The following is a 13,378-nucleotide window of genomic DNA, read 5'->3' as shown; positions in this document are numbered from 1 at the left end:
GGTGCAGTTAGCCTTCCGGTGCAGGGTTCTTTGTACTCTAAATCCGCCAATCTTTATTAAGGAAGCAGCCCTTTAGCTTGCAGCACTGCAAGTTTGGCTTCGGGAATAGCCCGCTGCAGCTCTCCGTTATGTATATCAATACCTTCCCAGTGGACATACACGAAAAAATCATCAGTAACCGGCACTTGAACGGTTAAGTCCTGCTCATTGAAAGAATAGGCGATTTCCTGCCAGAAATCCTGCCGTTCTTTCTCGCACAATAAACTTCCGCCTTTCAGATTCCAATATACATAAAGCGCCCGCAGCTTCTCAAGCAGCTCTTCATTCTCAATTCCGGTAAACCAAGACGGCTGTATTTGGTCGTAAATCCGTATACTTCGGTATAACAGTGGAGTCTAAAGTTTATCTACTATTGTATTGCAGGTAAGCTCAAGAATCGCGGTGATATAATCCGGATCGTTGGATTCATGGGTGTGTGATCACTGTATTCTTATAATAGACTATTTGCTGGAATATGGGAGTGCTTTGCTTCATAACAAAAACAGGCCCGGACGAAATCGTTCAGGCCTGCTTACATAAGCATAAAAAATAGAACTTTACAGCCGCTTCCGCTTATAGAATGTAACAAATACTGCTGCCAGTAAAAGCAGTACAATGGCTACACCGGTAGCAATAGCTTCGCTGGTGCTGCCTTGCGGCTGCCCGTTGGTTCCTTGGCCGCCGAAGTCGCCACCAGGGAAACCGCCACCAGGGAAACCGCCACCGGGGAAGTCGCCCATACCGCCACCCGGTCCGTTGCCGCCCTCAGGGAAGGGCATTCCGCCCTCAGGGAAGGCCGCACCGCCGGGAACGCCGCCTTGGCCGGCCTGCGCTTGACCCTGCGGCATCCCGCCTTGGGCCGCACCGTCACCGCCCTCCACTGCCCCGACGTTACCGCCTGGCATCGCCGCGTCCGCGCCTGCCTGACCCTGCGCCGCGCCACCAGCCGCGGCGCCGAATTCGCCGCCCATGCCGCCAAAACCGCCACCGCTTCCTTTGCCGTCATTGGTAGATGGAATTGTGCCGTCAAGCTGCTGCTTGATGTTGTCTGCCAAGGTGGACATAAATGTCTTCACCGCTTCGATGCCGCTCTCATACTGCTCGAAGGTATAGAAGGCGGAAGGGTCAGCCTTCACATAGCTGGAGATCATGGCGTTCAGCTGCTTGATCCGGGCCTGGAAGTTCTCGTCTTTCAGGTAGCCATCCAGCGCGCTGCTGACAATTTCATGATATTGTGTTAAATAGGTCTCGTTCGCCAGCAGCTTCGCTACCAGCGGCCGCTCTGCAAGCGCACCTTGGGTAGGCTCGTCTATCAGCACATCCGAGCCGCCCAAGCCGCCGAAGGCCATATTGTAATCCCAAGGCAGGATAGAGAAGACGCCTTCGTCTTCATACAGGTAATAATTCTGCTTGGTGCTGCCGAGGTAGCTGTCCATATTGCCGGTTACTGCGTTGAGTGCAATATATCCGAGGGCATCCTCCACGTTAATGTATTTTTCATAATCGGTGCCGTTGTTTAACTCATCCAGCATGTCGATGAGAATGTTATCGTTTGATTTCTCCGACTTCATCCCAAGTCCGGTATAGAGTGAAGCATCGTCCCCAAGCCAGACCAGATCTCCGCCCTGACCCGTCATCTGGCCTTTATAGAGTGCGCCGTAAGAGTTGCCGAAATGGCGTTCCAGATAGGCATCGCCGATCTGCTCTACCGCAAGGTAGAAGCCTTTAAGCTCCCCGTTGACATAGATGTTGACGAAGGAGTATTTTGGGGTGGCCAGACCCATGCTTTCCGCAAGCTCATAGGTCAGGAATTCGCGCATGTATGAGGTATCGGAATAGTTGTTGTTTAGATTGATTTTGGTAAGCCCGAACAGGCTCTGATTCACATACTCGTCAAAAGACAGCTTGAAGCTGTACCGGTCCGAATCGTTCATCTGAACGACACTGCGCAGACTTAAGTTCCCTTTGGTCCGCACTCCGACATTGTCCATTTGAATGCCGTTATATTCGACGGAGGCCATCTTGTATTCCTCGGCGCTGGCATTGTCCATCATATCCTGGTAATCTTCCGGGTCCAGCGTGATTTTGACATCTATAACCTTGTCTTTCAGAAAAACCTCTGTATCGAGACTCTGTTCCTCGCTGGATACCGCCTTGTCCTGCTTATCTGTCTGGTCCGTGTTATTCACCGCAGACGGAGTGGCTGTCTGACAACCAGCAATAGCGGCAACCAGCAGCAGGCAGCAAACAATCACCAGAACCTGCTTACCTCGTGCTTTCATCTTGGGCACCGCCTTTCATGTATATGGGGCCACCGGCCTTCAGCGGACCTGGGGTCATGATACATAATCGCCGCTGTAGCTGATCAGCAGGGCATTTTTGACGCCGGTAAGGGCAGAGACGGAGTTGACGAATCCGCCTTCCTTATCATCCAGCCTCAGCTCAAGCGTAAGCTCAATATTGCCGGCCGTTACCGTTTTTTGCTTCATATTATACCGTTTCACCGATTTGTTCAGATGGCTGTGTATTTCGCGCTCGCTGTCGTCGCTGTCGCAGTTAATCACCAGCAGATACGGAGTTTCAATCGCAGAACGTTTGATGAACAGGAACAGGATCAGGCCGATGATGATGGAGCCGATAATGGCCAGTGTGAAGAAGCCCGCGCCTGTTACGATTCCGGCAACGGCTGCCCAGAACAGGAAGATCAGGTCGGTTGGATCTTTAATAGGAGTTCTGAAGCGGACGATAGACAGTGCGCCGACCATACCAAGCGACAGCACGAGGTTCGAGTTAATCGCGATGATTACGGTTGCAGTGATCATGGTCATGCCCATCAGGGAGACGTTGAAGCTTTTGGAGTACAGGACTCCGCTGAAGACCCGTTTGTACAGAATGTAGATGAAGAAGCCGATCAGAAAAGCCACGCTGAGCGTGATTAGTATTTTGGAGATGCTGATGTCGGAGATGAAGTTATCGACCACAGAGCTTTTAATCATATCGGAAAAAGTGGTTGTGGTATCGTTCGCTTCTTTTGTTGCGGCTGCAGCTATAGTTGCTGTATTGCTCATTTCAATAATCCTCCCAGGAGTTGGTTTTTAGAAATTTCCGGCAAATAACGTATTTTGAAGCGGACTGCCGGTGCAGCCCCTCGAGCTGGAGGGCAATCCTGATATAATCGGGCAGGTATTCGTCGAATTTGACTTCGAAAATAATAAAGTTCCCGTCAAGCGCCTGGACCGGCTGCAGATCTTTACTGAATATATCCATAGCATGCAGTCCTGTACGAAGCTCCTTGTCAAAAGTAATCCGCACATTGCCGCTATGGCATACATAAGGCTCGCGGACGTAATCGACAATTACCTTCGGGCGTAGCAGGTTATGGCGCATCTGGTTATACAGCTCCATAAACAGCGGACTCTCCGGCACATTCAGCACCTCATAGTTGCCGGCCATAATCTCATCGTACATCTCACGTGTCAGCGGTTCTTTGATTTTGGCGATATAATCGTCCATCTTGATTTTTTTCTCAAAATGAATGATATCGTCCTGAATGTTATAGATGCGAATACGGTATTTGGCCCGCTCCCGCAGGCCCCCGAGCTTATCGGCCAACGCTGTATTGTTCATATCATCAAAATACAGGCTGCGGATATGGTATTCACCGCCCTCATTGGCATTCCGGTCGGCATCCATTAAGCTTTGGAGCCGCTGCCGGATGATAAGGTATTGATGATGGTTAATGAAAAATTTCAGCTCAGACCGGAATTGCAGCTTCTTGCTCATCTCACACCTCATTTCTCTCTCTAAGTTTTTTGTATTTGTATAATCTGGCCGGTAACCCGAGTGTATGGGACAAACCTTATGGTTTTCTTAAATTAAACTGAACGTCCGCTGAATGTTTTTACACTGCGTTTACAAATCACACGAAAGGGCAGGTTATGCCGGACCGGGATTTGACTTCCTGCTGTCGCTGGGGCTACCCTTGGATAGAACAGGGAATAGCGAATTGGTGTTACAGAGAATTGAGGATTGTAGCAGCAGGGTGGAGGGAGCATATGAAAGATTTGAGAACATTCATCATCATCGGAATCATAGCCGCAGTATTAATCGTGCTGGCGCTTAGTCTGGAAAGGTTCCAGGTGGAGCGGGCTGCAGAGGACAAAACTGGCAGACTTTCAGTTGCGGTATATGATCTGGTCAGCACGATAAAAGGCGATGCGGCCACCAGCCGCGCATTCACCTGGTACACAGGAGACCAGGGAGCGGATGGATGGCTGGAGGTCGAGAAGGGCGAGGCAGCTGATTTTACCGGAGACGGGGTGATCAGGGTTCAGGCAGCGCATACCACGATCAAGACGGATCAGGGTACAAGAGGGGTCCACAAAGCCGAGATTACCGGACTTGAGCCGGGAACCCTTTACACTTACCGGGTAGGCAGCGGAGAGGAAGGGGAGTGGAGCCTTTCGTACGAATTCCATACAGCGGAGCTGGACAGCGGCCAGGTGACTTTTATTAACGTTACAGATTCCCAAGGGATTGTGGACGGGGATTTTGCCATCTGGGGCAACACCCTGGAACAGGCGTTCAAGACCTTTCCGGCAGCAAAATTCACCCTGCATAACGGGGATCTGACGGAGGAGCCAACGGATTCTGGGGCGTGGAACAGCTTTTTTGGTTATGTTCAGAACCGGGTGGCTAGTGTGCCGCTGATGCCGGTGACCGGTAATCATGAAGAGATCAATGGAGATGCGGAGCTGTTCACCTCACATTTCAATCTGCCGGATAACGGGGCCAAGGGCTCTATTGAAGGCACTTCCTACTCATTTGATTACGGTCCGGTTCACGTGACGGTGCTGAATACAGAGAGCAATCTGAAGAAGCAGGCCGACTGGCTGAAGCAGGATCTGGCAGGCACGGATAAGCCATGGACAATTATTGCGATGCACCGTCCGGCTTATGGCGGGAACATGTACAGCAAGGTGGGGGACTGGACGGAGATTTTTGACAAATATAACGTGGATCTTGTGCTGCAGGGACATAACCATGAATATTCCCGCTCCTACCCGCTGCGCGCCGGCAAAATCGTGTCCGAAGGAGAGCGTCAGACCGGTGCAACAGGAGGGACAGTCTATGTGGTGACCAACGCCTCCGGGGTCAAATTCAACGAGAAGAAGGAAGACCAGTTCTACCATAAGGTTCATTTCCAGAATAACCAGCCGATGTTCGCCGGAATTATGGTCAGCGGGGATACCTTGACGTACCAGGCATATGATACCAATGGCAAAAAGCTGGATGAGTTTGTGCTTACCCATTAGGATTCAGAGGATAGAGGTTCTTATGGATGTCATTCCGTGAGAACCTTTTACTGTTAAAATAATAATAAAAATTGTGAAAATGGTGCGCTAATTGCTGACAAAATTCCCGCATAATCAACCATTTTCTCTCACGGAACGGGCGAAGCCTGCTCTATAATGGAAGCGTTACCAAAGAATGCTTGGGGAGGTAAGGATCATGAGTCGAAAACGTATCCGAAGACTAGGAACACTCGTCCTGCTGGCAGCGATGTCAGGCTCTTTGTTTAACGTTGCTCCCGCTGTAACCCATGCCGCAGCCAGTGAAGATTACAGCTGGAACAGTGTGGTTACCGGTGCGGGCGGCGGTTTTGTGCCGGGGATTATTTTCAACCAGAGTGAACCGAATCTGATCTACGCGCGGACGGATATTGGCGGGGCTTACCGCTGGAACGAGGCGGACGGGAGCTGGATTCCGCTGACGGACAGCGTTGGGTGGGCGGATTGGAACAAGAATGGTGTCGATGCGCTGGCTACCGATCCGGTTGATCCGGACAAGGTGTATATGGCAACCGGGACGTATACGAATTCCTGGGATGGCAATGGCCAAATTATGCGTTCCAGCGACCGTGGGGATACCTGGCAGTCTACGCCGCTTCCGTTCAAGGTTGGAGGCAATATGCCTGGACGTTCAGCCGGGGAACGGCTGGTCATTGACCCGAATAAGAACAGCATCCTGTTCTTCGGGGCGCGGAGCGGGAACGGTCTGTGGAAGAGCGTGGATTCCGGGGTGACCTGGTCCAAGGTTAACTCATTCACTAACGTAGGAACGTATGTCCAGAATCCGGCGAATGAATATCAGAGTGATATCGTGGGCTTGTCCTGGATTACTTTTGACAAAAGCACCGGCTCTGCCGGACAAGCTACCCAGACGATCTATGTCGGTGTCGCAGATACCGCCAAAAGTGTGTTCCGCAGCACAGATGGAGGTGCAACCTGGTCAGCGCTGCCGGGACAGCCGGTAGGCCTTCTTCCGCATCATGGGGAACTGTCCGCAACTGGTGATCTGTATATTACTTACAGTGACGGGGTGGGTCCATACGACGGAAGCAAGGGCGAGGTCTGGAAATGGAATACAACCAGCGGCATCTGGACAAATATCAGCCCTTCCACAGGGGCCGATAACTTCTACGGCTTCGGGGGGCTTGCGTTGGATGCCCAGCATCCGAATACGGTCATGGTTACCAGCTTAAATTCCTGGTGGCCGGACGGGGTCATCTTCCGCAGTAAGGACGGCGGGGAAACCTGGAGCCGGATCTGGGATTGGGGCTTCTATCCGGAGCGCAATTACAAGTTCGAGATGGATATCACGGCGGCACCGTGGTTGAATCTCGGGTTGACCTCAACCTCGCTTGATCCCGCGCCGAAGCTGGGCTGGATGATGGGGGATCTGGAGATTGACCCGTTCAACTCGGACCGGATGATGTACGGCACCGGCGCAACGATCTACGGTACGAATAACCTCGGGGACTGGGACACCGGCGGTAAGGTCAACATATCCGTGATGGCCAAAGGAGTAGAAGAGACCGCAGTGCTCGGGCTGATCAGCCCGCCAGCGGGTGCCCACCTGATTACCGCGCTTGGTGATGTGTCCGGCTTCCGGTATGAGGATCTAACAGCGGCACCCGTCAAGTTCCAGACCAGCCCTTCCTGGGCCAGCACGAACAGTATCGATTATGCGGAGCTGGACCCGGCCTATGTTGTCCGTGTCGGCGGTGTGGACAAAGAGAAATATCCGAACGGTAAGTCGATTGGGATCTCGAATGACAACGGCAAGAACTGGTACATGCCGAATGCAGAACCCTCCAAAGGAGGCAGTACCACGGTAGGGCAGGGTCAGGTAGCTGTATCTGCGAGTGGGAATGCGCTGCTGTGGAGCACCTCGGATATCGGGGTCTTTTACTCCAAGTCAGGCGGCAACTCCTGGACGGCGAGCAGCGGAATTCCTGCCGGAGCGAAGATAGCATCCGACCGGGTGAATCCAAATAAATTCTATGGCTTCTATGAGGGCAAGCTCTATGTCAGTACAGATAGCGGAGCTACCTTCACAGCTACGGCTGCGACCGGCTTGCCAGCCAATAACGTAAACGGGCTGCAGCCGAGCCAGGCGCAAGTGAGCCTGAAGGCCATGCCGGGCGTGGAAGGCGATATCTGGTTTGCCGGAGGACACCCGCTGGATAAGTACGGCATCTGGCATTCTACCAACTCTGGGGCAAGCTTCACGAAGCTGAGCAATGTGGAAGAAGCGGACCTGATCGGGTTTGGTAAGGCCGCACCCGGTGAGAATTATATGGCACTCTATACTGTAGCCCAGATCGACGGGGTAAGAGGAGTGTTCCGCTCAGATGATGCCGGAGCCAGCTGGGTGCGGATTAACGATGACGCCCACCAGTATGCCAGAATCAACATGGCAATTACCGGCGATCCGCGGATCTATGGACGCGTGTATCTGGGAACCAACGGACGCGGGACCTTATATGCTGATCCCGTGAATCCTCCGGCAGCAGGCTCCGTCATTACGCCGGTCACGGCCAGCTTCGATAAGAAGACAGGGAATCAGAACGACATCGAAGTAGCGATGACCTTGAACGGGAATACCCTGGATTCCATTACCAATGGTGCTTCTGCATTATCCGCTGGAACGGATTATACGGTGAGCGGTTCCACAGTGACGATCCATAAGGCTTATCTGGCGGCACAGGCTGTGGGAACAACCACCCTAAGCTTCCATTTCAGTGCCGGAGCTGCGAAGACCTTAACGGTTACGGTGGCGGATACGACAACAACGGCTAATGATTCAACCATCACACCGGTCACGGCCAGCTTCGACAAGAAGACAGGGAACCAGAGCGACATCGAAGTAGCGATGACCTTGAACGGGAATACTTTAGCTTCTATTAAAAACGGTCCGGCGGCGTTATCCGCCGGAACGGATTATACGGTGAGCGGATCGGCTGTGACGATCCACAAGGCCTATCTGGCAGCACAGTCTGTGGGAACAACCACCCTGAGCTTCCAGTTCAGTGCTGGCGCACCGCAGAGCCTGACGGTCACGGTGACAGATACGACTGCACCAGTGGATGGCGGTCTGAAGGTCCAGATGTTCAATAGCAGCATGGCTGCTGCTGTCAATGCCCTCAGTCCGCGCATCAAGCTGGTGAATACCGGCACGGCTGCGGTCACCCTCGCTGATGTGAAGCTCAGATATTATTACACCAGTGACGGCGAGCAGGCCCAGAATTTCTTCTGTGACTGGTCCCAGGTAGGGAGCGCCAATGTGACTGGGACATTCGTGAAGCTTCCGGCAGCCTTGAGCGGCGCGGATCATTACCTGGAGCTGGGCTTCACAGCAGCAGCAGGCTCGCTTGCTCCGGGAGCCAGCATAGATATTCAGATGCGGGCCTCCAAGGTGGACTGGACCAACTATAACCAGTCTGATGATTATTCCTTCAATCTAGCAGGCACAGCTCCTGCGGATTGGGCCAAGCTTCCGGCCTATATCTCCGGCAGTCTGGTATGGGGGATTGAGCCCTTGTAATCTGTAACGCATAGCCGGGCAGGTTCCGGCGGCAGCAAAAGAACCGGTTGCACATGATGAAATTCATGGGCAGCCGGTTTTTGATATGTCAGGATGTAATAAATTGCATATCAAGGGAACCTTCCACCGCCAGCGGACCAATATAGAGTGTAAGCAAGATAGAGAGGGGAGAGGAAGATGACAGAAGAAGAGCTTCGGGAATGTCTGCAAAGGCTGGAACAAGGAGATAAAGAAGCCTTCACCTTACTACATAACACCATTAGGCAGCAGGTATACGGAACCGTCCGCCTGCTGGTGAACCGGCCGGCTGATGTGGCTGATGTAGTCAATGAAATCTACATCGAGCTATTCCGCTGCCTGCAGCAGTACGATGGCAAACGGCCTTTCGGAGCCTGGCTGAACGGTATGATCGTCAGGCAATGCAGCAACTGGAACCGCAGAAGCTGGCGCAGGCTGCGGCTCATGAACCGCAGCCGGGAGCATGCATCTGAGAGTCTGTATCCGGGAGCGGACGCACAGCTTCTGGTCCAGGAACAGCAGGGAGAGCTGATGCAGCTGGTCAGCGGGCTGCCGCCTAAGCTCCGCAGCGTAATTGTCCTGCGTTACTACGGAGAGTGCAGCTATGACGAGATTGCTGCGGCCCTGGGCATCCCGCTGGGAACCGCCAAATCCAGGCACCATAAGGCGCTGCGCAAGCTGCGGCAGCATGCGGCATTTACAGCGGACGATGAGATGAAGGGGGAATGGACATGTCTGTCGGAAATCAACTGAAGCAGGAGTTCAACAGGTATAAACAACATACAACGATGCCGGAGCCGCTGGAACAGCGGTTAGCAGCGAGCTTTGAGCAATTCCAGCAGCCGCAGCAGAGAGGAAATACTCTTACCGGGAGACCTGTGCGCGCGCGCGGGACAGCGAGGATCGCCCTGGTACTCTGCGGACTGATGCTCTTCGGAGGCGTGGTCTATGGTGCGGAGCGGCTATGGCAGGTTACCTATGGTGCAACCAGTTTGGAAGTAGATATTCATGAGGGCGCTAATGAGTCAACAGCTTTTGCCAACCAGACCCGGCGGGTGATTACAGAGATTCAGTCTCAGCTTGCTGATAATGAATCGGCTATGCTGTTAATTGCTAGATCAAACGGGATGAAGGAGCTCCGTATGATCAACCGTCCGCAGATATTCACAGATATCGAAAGCTGGAAGAAGGCTACAGAGCCTGTCACAGGTAAGCTGGCCGTGCCGGGCAGAATGCCGGAAGAATACCATTTTGCCGAAGGAAGATCCGACAGTACAGTGGGCATTACAGATAGCTCCTGGGTTAAAAAATACACCAATGTCCTTACCAAACGGCTGAAGCCCGGTGAGCATTACGCCTGGATCAAGAGCTTCAATGTGCCCAACCAGCAGGCCGGGACGGTCAGTCCTGAGCTGGTGTACCAAGGTCCTAAGGGAGAAAATGATTACATCTCCGTTACTTATTCCCCGCTTACTCCGTGGGCACAGCTTACATCTGATGTTTGGGCGGATACAAAGGTTGAGCATCTGAAGGTAAAATCTCAGGAAGCCTTGTATGTTGAAAACCGCCAAGCCTATGAGAATAACAGCAACGGCTATTATGCGTACATCCGCTGGATTGAGATTCGGGAGAACGAGGAGAGAAATATAATGCATGAAATAGGCACGGGCTCGACTGAAGTTACCCGGGAGATGCTGCTACAAGTGGCTGAAGGCCTGCGTTAACCTAGAGCGGCGGTAAGACCGTGCAGACACATATAAACCTCTATCGTTGATCAGTACATCAACAATAGAGGTTTATATTGTTACCACTATACCCATGTTAGTCTCAGACTCCTTATCCTATCCTTTGTACTCAGCCGGGTAGAAATGGTCCGAGGTGGCAGTATATTTGCCTATCCTGCACATTCAAACTGCTCTAAACTGATCCGCTTACCACGATAGGATGGATTGTGAAGCCTGTGAGCTTTAAGAAGCTCATACCGTTTCGTGCAGGGACTCACTTCAGGCGGGAATGTCAGGATCAAAGATATAGTCTCAGTCACAAGGAGGAGCGCTGCTTAAGATTAGCTGCCGGAGATTCTGCCCAGGCTATGTTCTTACTGCAGTGTCTGTTTCCTTGAGCTGATACCTGAATTATACCGTCCGGGCGGGAAATAGTAAAAAGCCGAAATTTTTATATTTGCACTCCCAGTTTGGAAAAAGGTCTTGTAAGCGCTATTATTCTGCGTTTTCCTTAGAATCTGCCGAATTCAAATCCCGCTGCCTTTGCTGTATAATGAAAAGGATGGTTTCAATGCTGCGTAGACTCCGGCAGCTTTGCCTGGAGGGAAAGGATACGGAAATGAGCTTGTATGGGGTGAAGCTTGAGGAACTCGGCAGCGGGCTGCTGAAGTCCTTTTTGGAGGATAATTATATATGTGCAGGCTATCCCGGTACGGGAGATCTGGAGAAGCATAGCAGAGAAGAGATCAGCAGCAAGCTGGCTGCCGCCGGCTATCACGGGCAGGAGCTGGAGGGTGCAACCCATACCCTGGATACCTTCGTCAATGCGATGCAGGATGGGGATTATGTGCTGATCGCCGATGAAGAATGGGTGTATCTCGGGGACCTTGGCGATTACTTCTATGATACCCGGCACAGCGGCGCAGAGGATAGTACAGCCCACCGGCGCGGTGTCACCTGGCTGAAGAGTCTGCCCCTCGCTGCGGTTAATCCGGCTGTAACAGGGCTGCTTGCCTCTGACAGCAGAATAACTGCCTATTCAGGAGTGCTGCCCGCAGCCCGAATCGATCTGTGGCTGGGGAATCAGGCAGGGGATGGCGGGAATGCCGCCGGTGCCTGTCCGGTTCAGGTGGATGAAGCTACAGTAGCGCAGGCGCTGGCTGTCCTGAAGGCAGCCTTGAACAGCACGGATGTAAAGCGGCAGGAGCGTGCGGCTGTGGCGATTTTGCAGTATGCGCGGTGAGCATGGATTGAGAATACGGCAGGATGATATAGACAAGGGTCTTTCGGCATATTAGCCGGAAGACCCTTTTTATTAGATGAATTCAACAAACTCATTAACCGGCTTGCGGTAGCCGCGCGGTCTGATCTTGTGCTGGTTATCCTTGCCGATCGTAATCAGCATTACCGGAACCATATGGTCGCCGAGACCGAGGGTAGCCTTCACAGCCTCCGGATCAAAGCCGATCATCGGGCAGGTATCCCAGCCCTTATCCTTGGCAATAAGCATGAACTGCATCGCCGACAGAGAAGCATTGCGGATCGCTTCATCCCGCTGGAACGCATCGTTCCCGGTATAAGCATCGTTGATAGATTGAATGGTTTGCTCGTATGCATCCTCGCTCATCGCTCCCAGCAGTTTAAGTCCGCTATAGATTTCAGGAGCCTGCAGATAGGCATTCTTGTCACCCAGCACTACAATAACAGCCGATGCGGTGTGGATCTTGTATTGGCCATACGCGTCCTTGCGGATGGCTTCCTTTACGTTGTCATCGCTGATCACCTTGTAATGGGTGTGTTGAAGATTATAAGCCGAGGGAGCCAGACGTGCCAGGGAGAACATCTCTTCGAGCTCACTCTGCGGAATGGTAACACCTTCCACGAAATTATTAGCCGATCTGCGGGACTGCACCAATTCGGAAAAAGTACTCATAAGTCATTACCTCCATCTAATATGTATGCTGCTTAGTAATAATCAATTGCTGATATTAATTAATAAACTTACATTTAGTTACTTGCTTAAGATATCACGACTCTCTGTATACGTCAATGAGGAAAAACATAATAATTTGTAAATTTAACCTTGTTAAACGACTGAGTTCGATAAAACCGATGAGGAAGTGATAATAATCACAAAAATAGGTTGCAAAGGTAAAAAGATTGTGACAATAATAACAAATAGAGTGTTATAATAGTCACATAGTTTCATTGGATGTCATTGTGCAAGAATACGATTTGTAAAAGGAGACTTCGATATGTCAGAAACCGTTACCCAAACCCTGCCTGAACAAGAAATACCAGAAGCAGCTCTTCCCAGAGAGGATGTGCTGAAAGAGCTTTTGAAGCCGGAGGTGCAGCAATCTCTGATTCTTTTGGTAGAGCAGCTGCCGCAGATCACACAAATGGTCAGTGTATTGTCCAAATCACTAGATTTTGTGCAGTCGGTTGCCACAGATGAAGTACTTAAGAATGATACAGTCGGTGCGATTAAGGAAATGGCGGGTCCTGTGGTGGGCACTGCCAAGAATCTGGCGGCTACTGTTATTGAAGCGAAAGACCGCGCGGAAGCAAGCAGCGAAACAGTCAGCCTGTTCGGCATGATGAAGATGATCAAGGACCCGCAGGTACAGAAGGCTCTCCGGTTCATGAATGCCTATCTGCAGGTCAGCGGTGAACGTCAATCGGGCAAATAAGCCCGTAATACTTAA

Annotated in this window: 11 protein-coding genes; 6 read left to right on the top strand and 5 right to left on the bottom strand. The window is 51.9% G+C overall.

What is annotated here, in order from left to right; translation table 11 throughout:
• Nucleotides 1-56: 56 nt before the first annotated feature.
• From MHH78_RS23020 to MHH78_RS23005, 4 genes are all read right to left on the bottom strand, one after another.
• Nucleotides 57-260, bottom strand: a complete 204-nt coding sequence (locus MHH78_RS23020) for a hypothetical protein (RefSeq protein WP_076074159.1) — start codon at nucleotides 258-260, stop codon at nucleotides 57-59.
• A 336-nt stretch (nucleotides 261-596) separates the two neighbouring features.
• Nucleotides 597-2,321 (bottom strand): CotH kinase family protein, encoded by a 1,725-nt coding sequence (locus tag MHH78_RS23015; protein ID WP_341168909.1) that lies wholly within the window; start codon nucleotides 2,319-2,321, stop codon nucleotides 597-599.
• 54 nt (nucleotides 2,322-2,375) lie between these two features.
• The gene (locus MHH78_RS23010) at nucleotides 2,376-3,107 is read right to left on the bottom strand and encodes a DUF4956 domain-containing protein (RefSeq protein ID WP_076074164.1); all 732 of its coding nucleotides are present in this window, start codon (nucleotides 3,105-3,107) and stop codon (nucleotides 2,376-2,378) included.
• A gap of 1 nt (nucleotide 3,108) precedes the next feature.
• Nucleotides 3,109-3,822: a polyphosphate polymerase domain-containing protein gene (locus tag MHH78_RS23005; RefSeq protein WP_076074167.1), complete on the bottom strand. Its 714-nt coding sequence runs from the start codon at nucleotides 3,820-3,822 to the stop codon at nucleotides 3,109-3,111.
• A gap of 272 nt (nucleotides 3,823-4,094) precedes the next feature.
• On the opposite strand from MHH78_RS23005, the gene MHH78_RS23000 reads away from it, so the two are divergent.
• The 5 genes from MHH78_RS23000 (at nucleotide 4,095) to MHH78_RS22980 (ending at nucleotide 11,913) form a co-directional block, all read left to right on the top strand.
• Complete coding sequence (locus MHH78_RS23000) at nucleotides 4,095-5,354, top strand: purple acid phosphatase family protein (protein ID WP_341168908.1); 1,260 nt, start codon at nucleotides 4,095-4,097, stop codon at nucleotides 5,352-5,354.
• A gap of 196 nt (nucleotides 5,355-5,550) precedes the next feature.
• Complete coding sequence (locus tag MHH78_RS22995) at nucleotides 5,551-8,928, top strand: X2-like carbohydrate binding domain-containing protein (RefSeq protein WP_341168907.1); 3,378 nt, start codon at nucleotides 5,551-5,553, stop codon at nucleotides 8,926-8,928.
• 177 nt (nucleotides 8,929-9,105) lie between these two features.
• Nucleotides 9,106-9,699 carry a sigma-70 family RNA polymerase sigma factor gene (locus MHH78_RS22990; RefSeq protein WP_341168906.1) on the top strand — a complete coding sequence of 198 codons (594 nt, stop codon included), beginning with the start codon at nucleotides 9,106-9,108 and terminating at the stop codon, nucleotides 9,697-9,699.
• On the top strand, nucleotides 9,678-10,670 hold the full coding sequence (locus MHH78_RS22985) for a hypothetical protein (RefSeq protein ID WP_341168905.1): 993 nt from the start codon (nucleotides 9,678-9,680) through the stop codon (nucleotides 10,668-10,670). The genes MHH78_RS22990 and MHH78_RS22985 overlap by 22 nt, the downstream gene beginning before the upstream one ends.
• Before the next feature lie 571 nt (nucleotides 10,671-11,241).
• Nucleotides 11,242-11,913, top strand: coding sequence for a hypothetical protein (locus MHH78_RS22980; RefSeq protein ID WP_341168904.1), 672 nt, complete (start codon nucleotides 11,242-11,244; stop codon nucleotides 11,911-11,913).
• Nucleotides 11,914-11,985: 72 nt separating this feature from the next.
• On the opposite strand, the gene MHH78_RS22975 is transcribed toward MHH78_RS22980, so the two are convergent.
• Nucleotides 11,986-12,603, bottom strand: a complete 618-nt coding sequence (locus MHH78_RS22975; RefSeq protein ID WP_036729596.1) for a nitroreductase family protein — start codon at nucleotides 12,601-12,603, stop codon at nucleotides 11,986-11,988.
• Nucleotides 12,604-12,925: 322 nt separating this feature from the next.
• Here MHH78_RS22975 and MHH78_RS22970 point away from each other — a divergent pair, with 322 nt between their 5' ends.
• Nucleotides 12,926-13,363: a DUF1641 domain-containing protein gene (locus tag MHH78_RS22970; RefSeq protein ID WP_036729594.1), complete on the top strand. Its 438-nt coding sequence runs from the start codon at nucleotides 12,926-12,928 to the stop codon at nucleotides 13,361-13,363.
• Nucleotides 13,364-13,378: the final 15 nt, after the last annotated feature.

Source organism: Paenibacillus sp. FSL H3-0333 (assembly GCF_038002805.1).
Taxonomy (GTDB): Bacteria; Bacillota; Bacilli; order Paenibacillales; family Paenibacillaceae; genus Paenibacillus_AQ; species Paenibacillus_AQ silagei.
Note: the sequence above shows the minus strand (reverse complement) of the source record. Positions and strands in the feature narration are given on the sequence as shown.

Bases quoted from the DNA above. Each gene is read 5' to 3' on its own strand.
- MHH78_RS22980 (WP_341168904.1), top strand. From the start codon at position 11,242: ATGCTGCGTAGACTCCGGCAGCTTTGCCTGGAGGGAAAGGATACGGAA.
- MHH78_RS23010 (WP_076074164.1), bottom strand. From the start codon at position 3,107: ATGAGCAATACAGCAACTATAGCTGCAGCCGCAACAAAAGAAGCGAAC.
- MHH78_RS22995 (WP_341168907.1), top strand. From the start codon at position 5,551: ATGAGTCGAAAACGTATCCGAAGACTAGGAACACTCGTCCTGCTGGCA.
- MHH78_RS22985 (WP_341168905.1), top strand. From the start codon at position 9,678: ATGTCTGTCGGAAATCAACTGAAGCAGGAGTTCAACAGGTATAAACAA.
- MHH78_RS22975 (WP_036729596.1), bottom strand. From the start codon at position 12,603: ATGAGTACTTTTTCCGAATTGGTGCAGTCCCGCAGATCGGCTAATAAT.
- MHH78_RS23015 (WP_341168909.1), bottom strand. From the start codon at position 2,321: ATGAAAGCACGAGGTAAGCAGGTTCTGGTGATTGTTTGCTGCCTGCTG.
- MHH78_RS22970 (WP_036729594.1), top strand. From the start codon at position 12,926: ATGTCAGAAACCGTTACCCAAACCCTGCCTGAACAAGAAATACCAGAA.
- MHH78_RS23000 (WP_341168908.1), top strand. From the start codon at position 4,095: ATGAAAGATTTGAGAACATTCATCATCATCGGAATCATAGCCGCAGTA.
- MHH78_RS22990 (WP_341168906.1), top strand. From the start codon at position 9,106: ATGACAGAAGAAGAGCTTCGGGAATGTCTGCAAAGGCTGGAACAAGGA.
- MHH78_RS23005 (WP_076074167.1), bottom strand. From the start codon at position 3,822: ATGAGCAAGAAGCTGCAATTCCGGTCTGAGCTGAAATTTTTCATTAAC.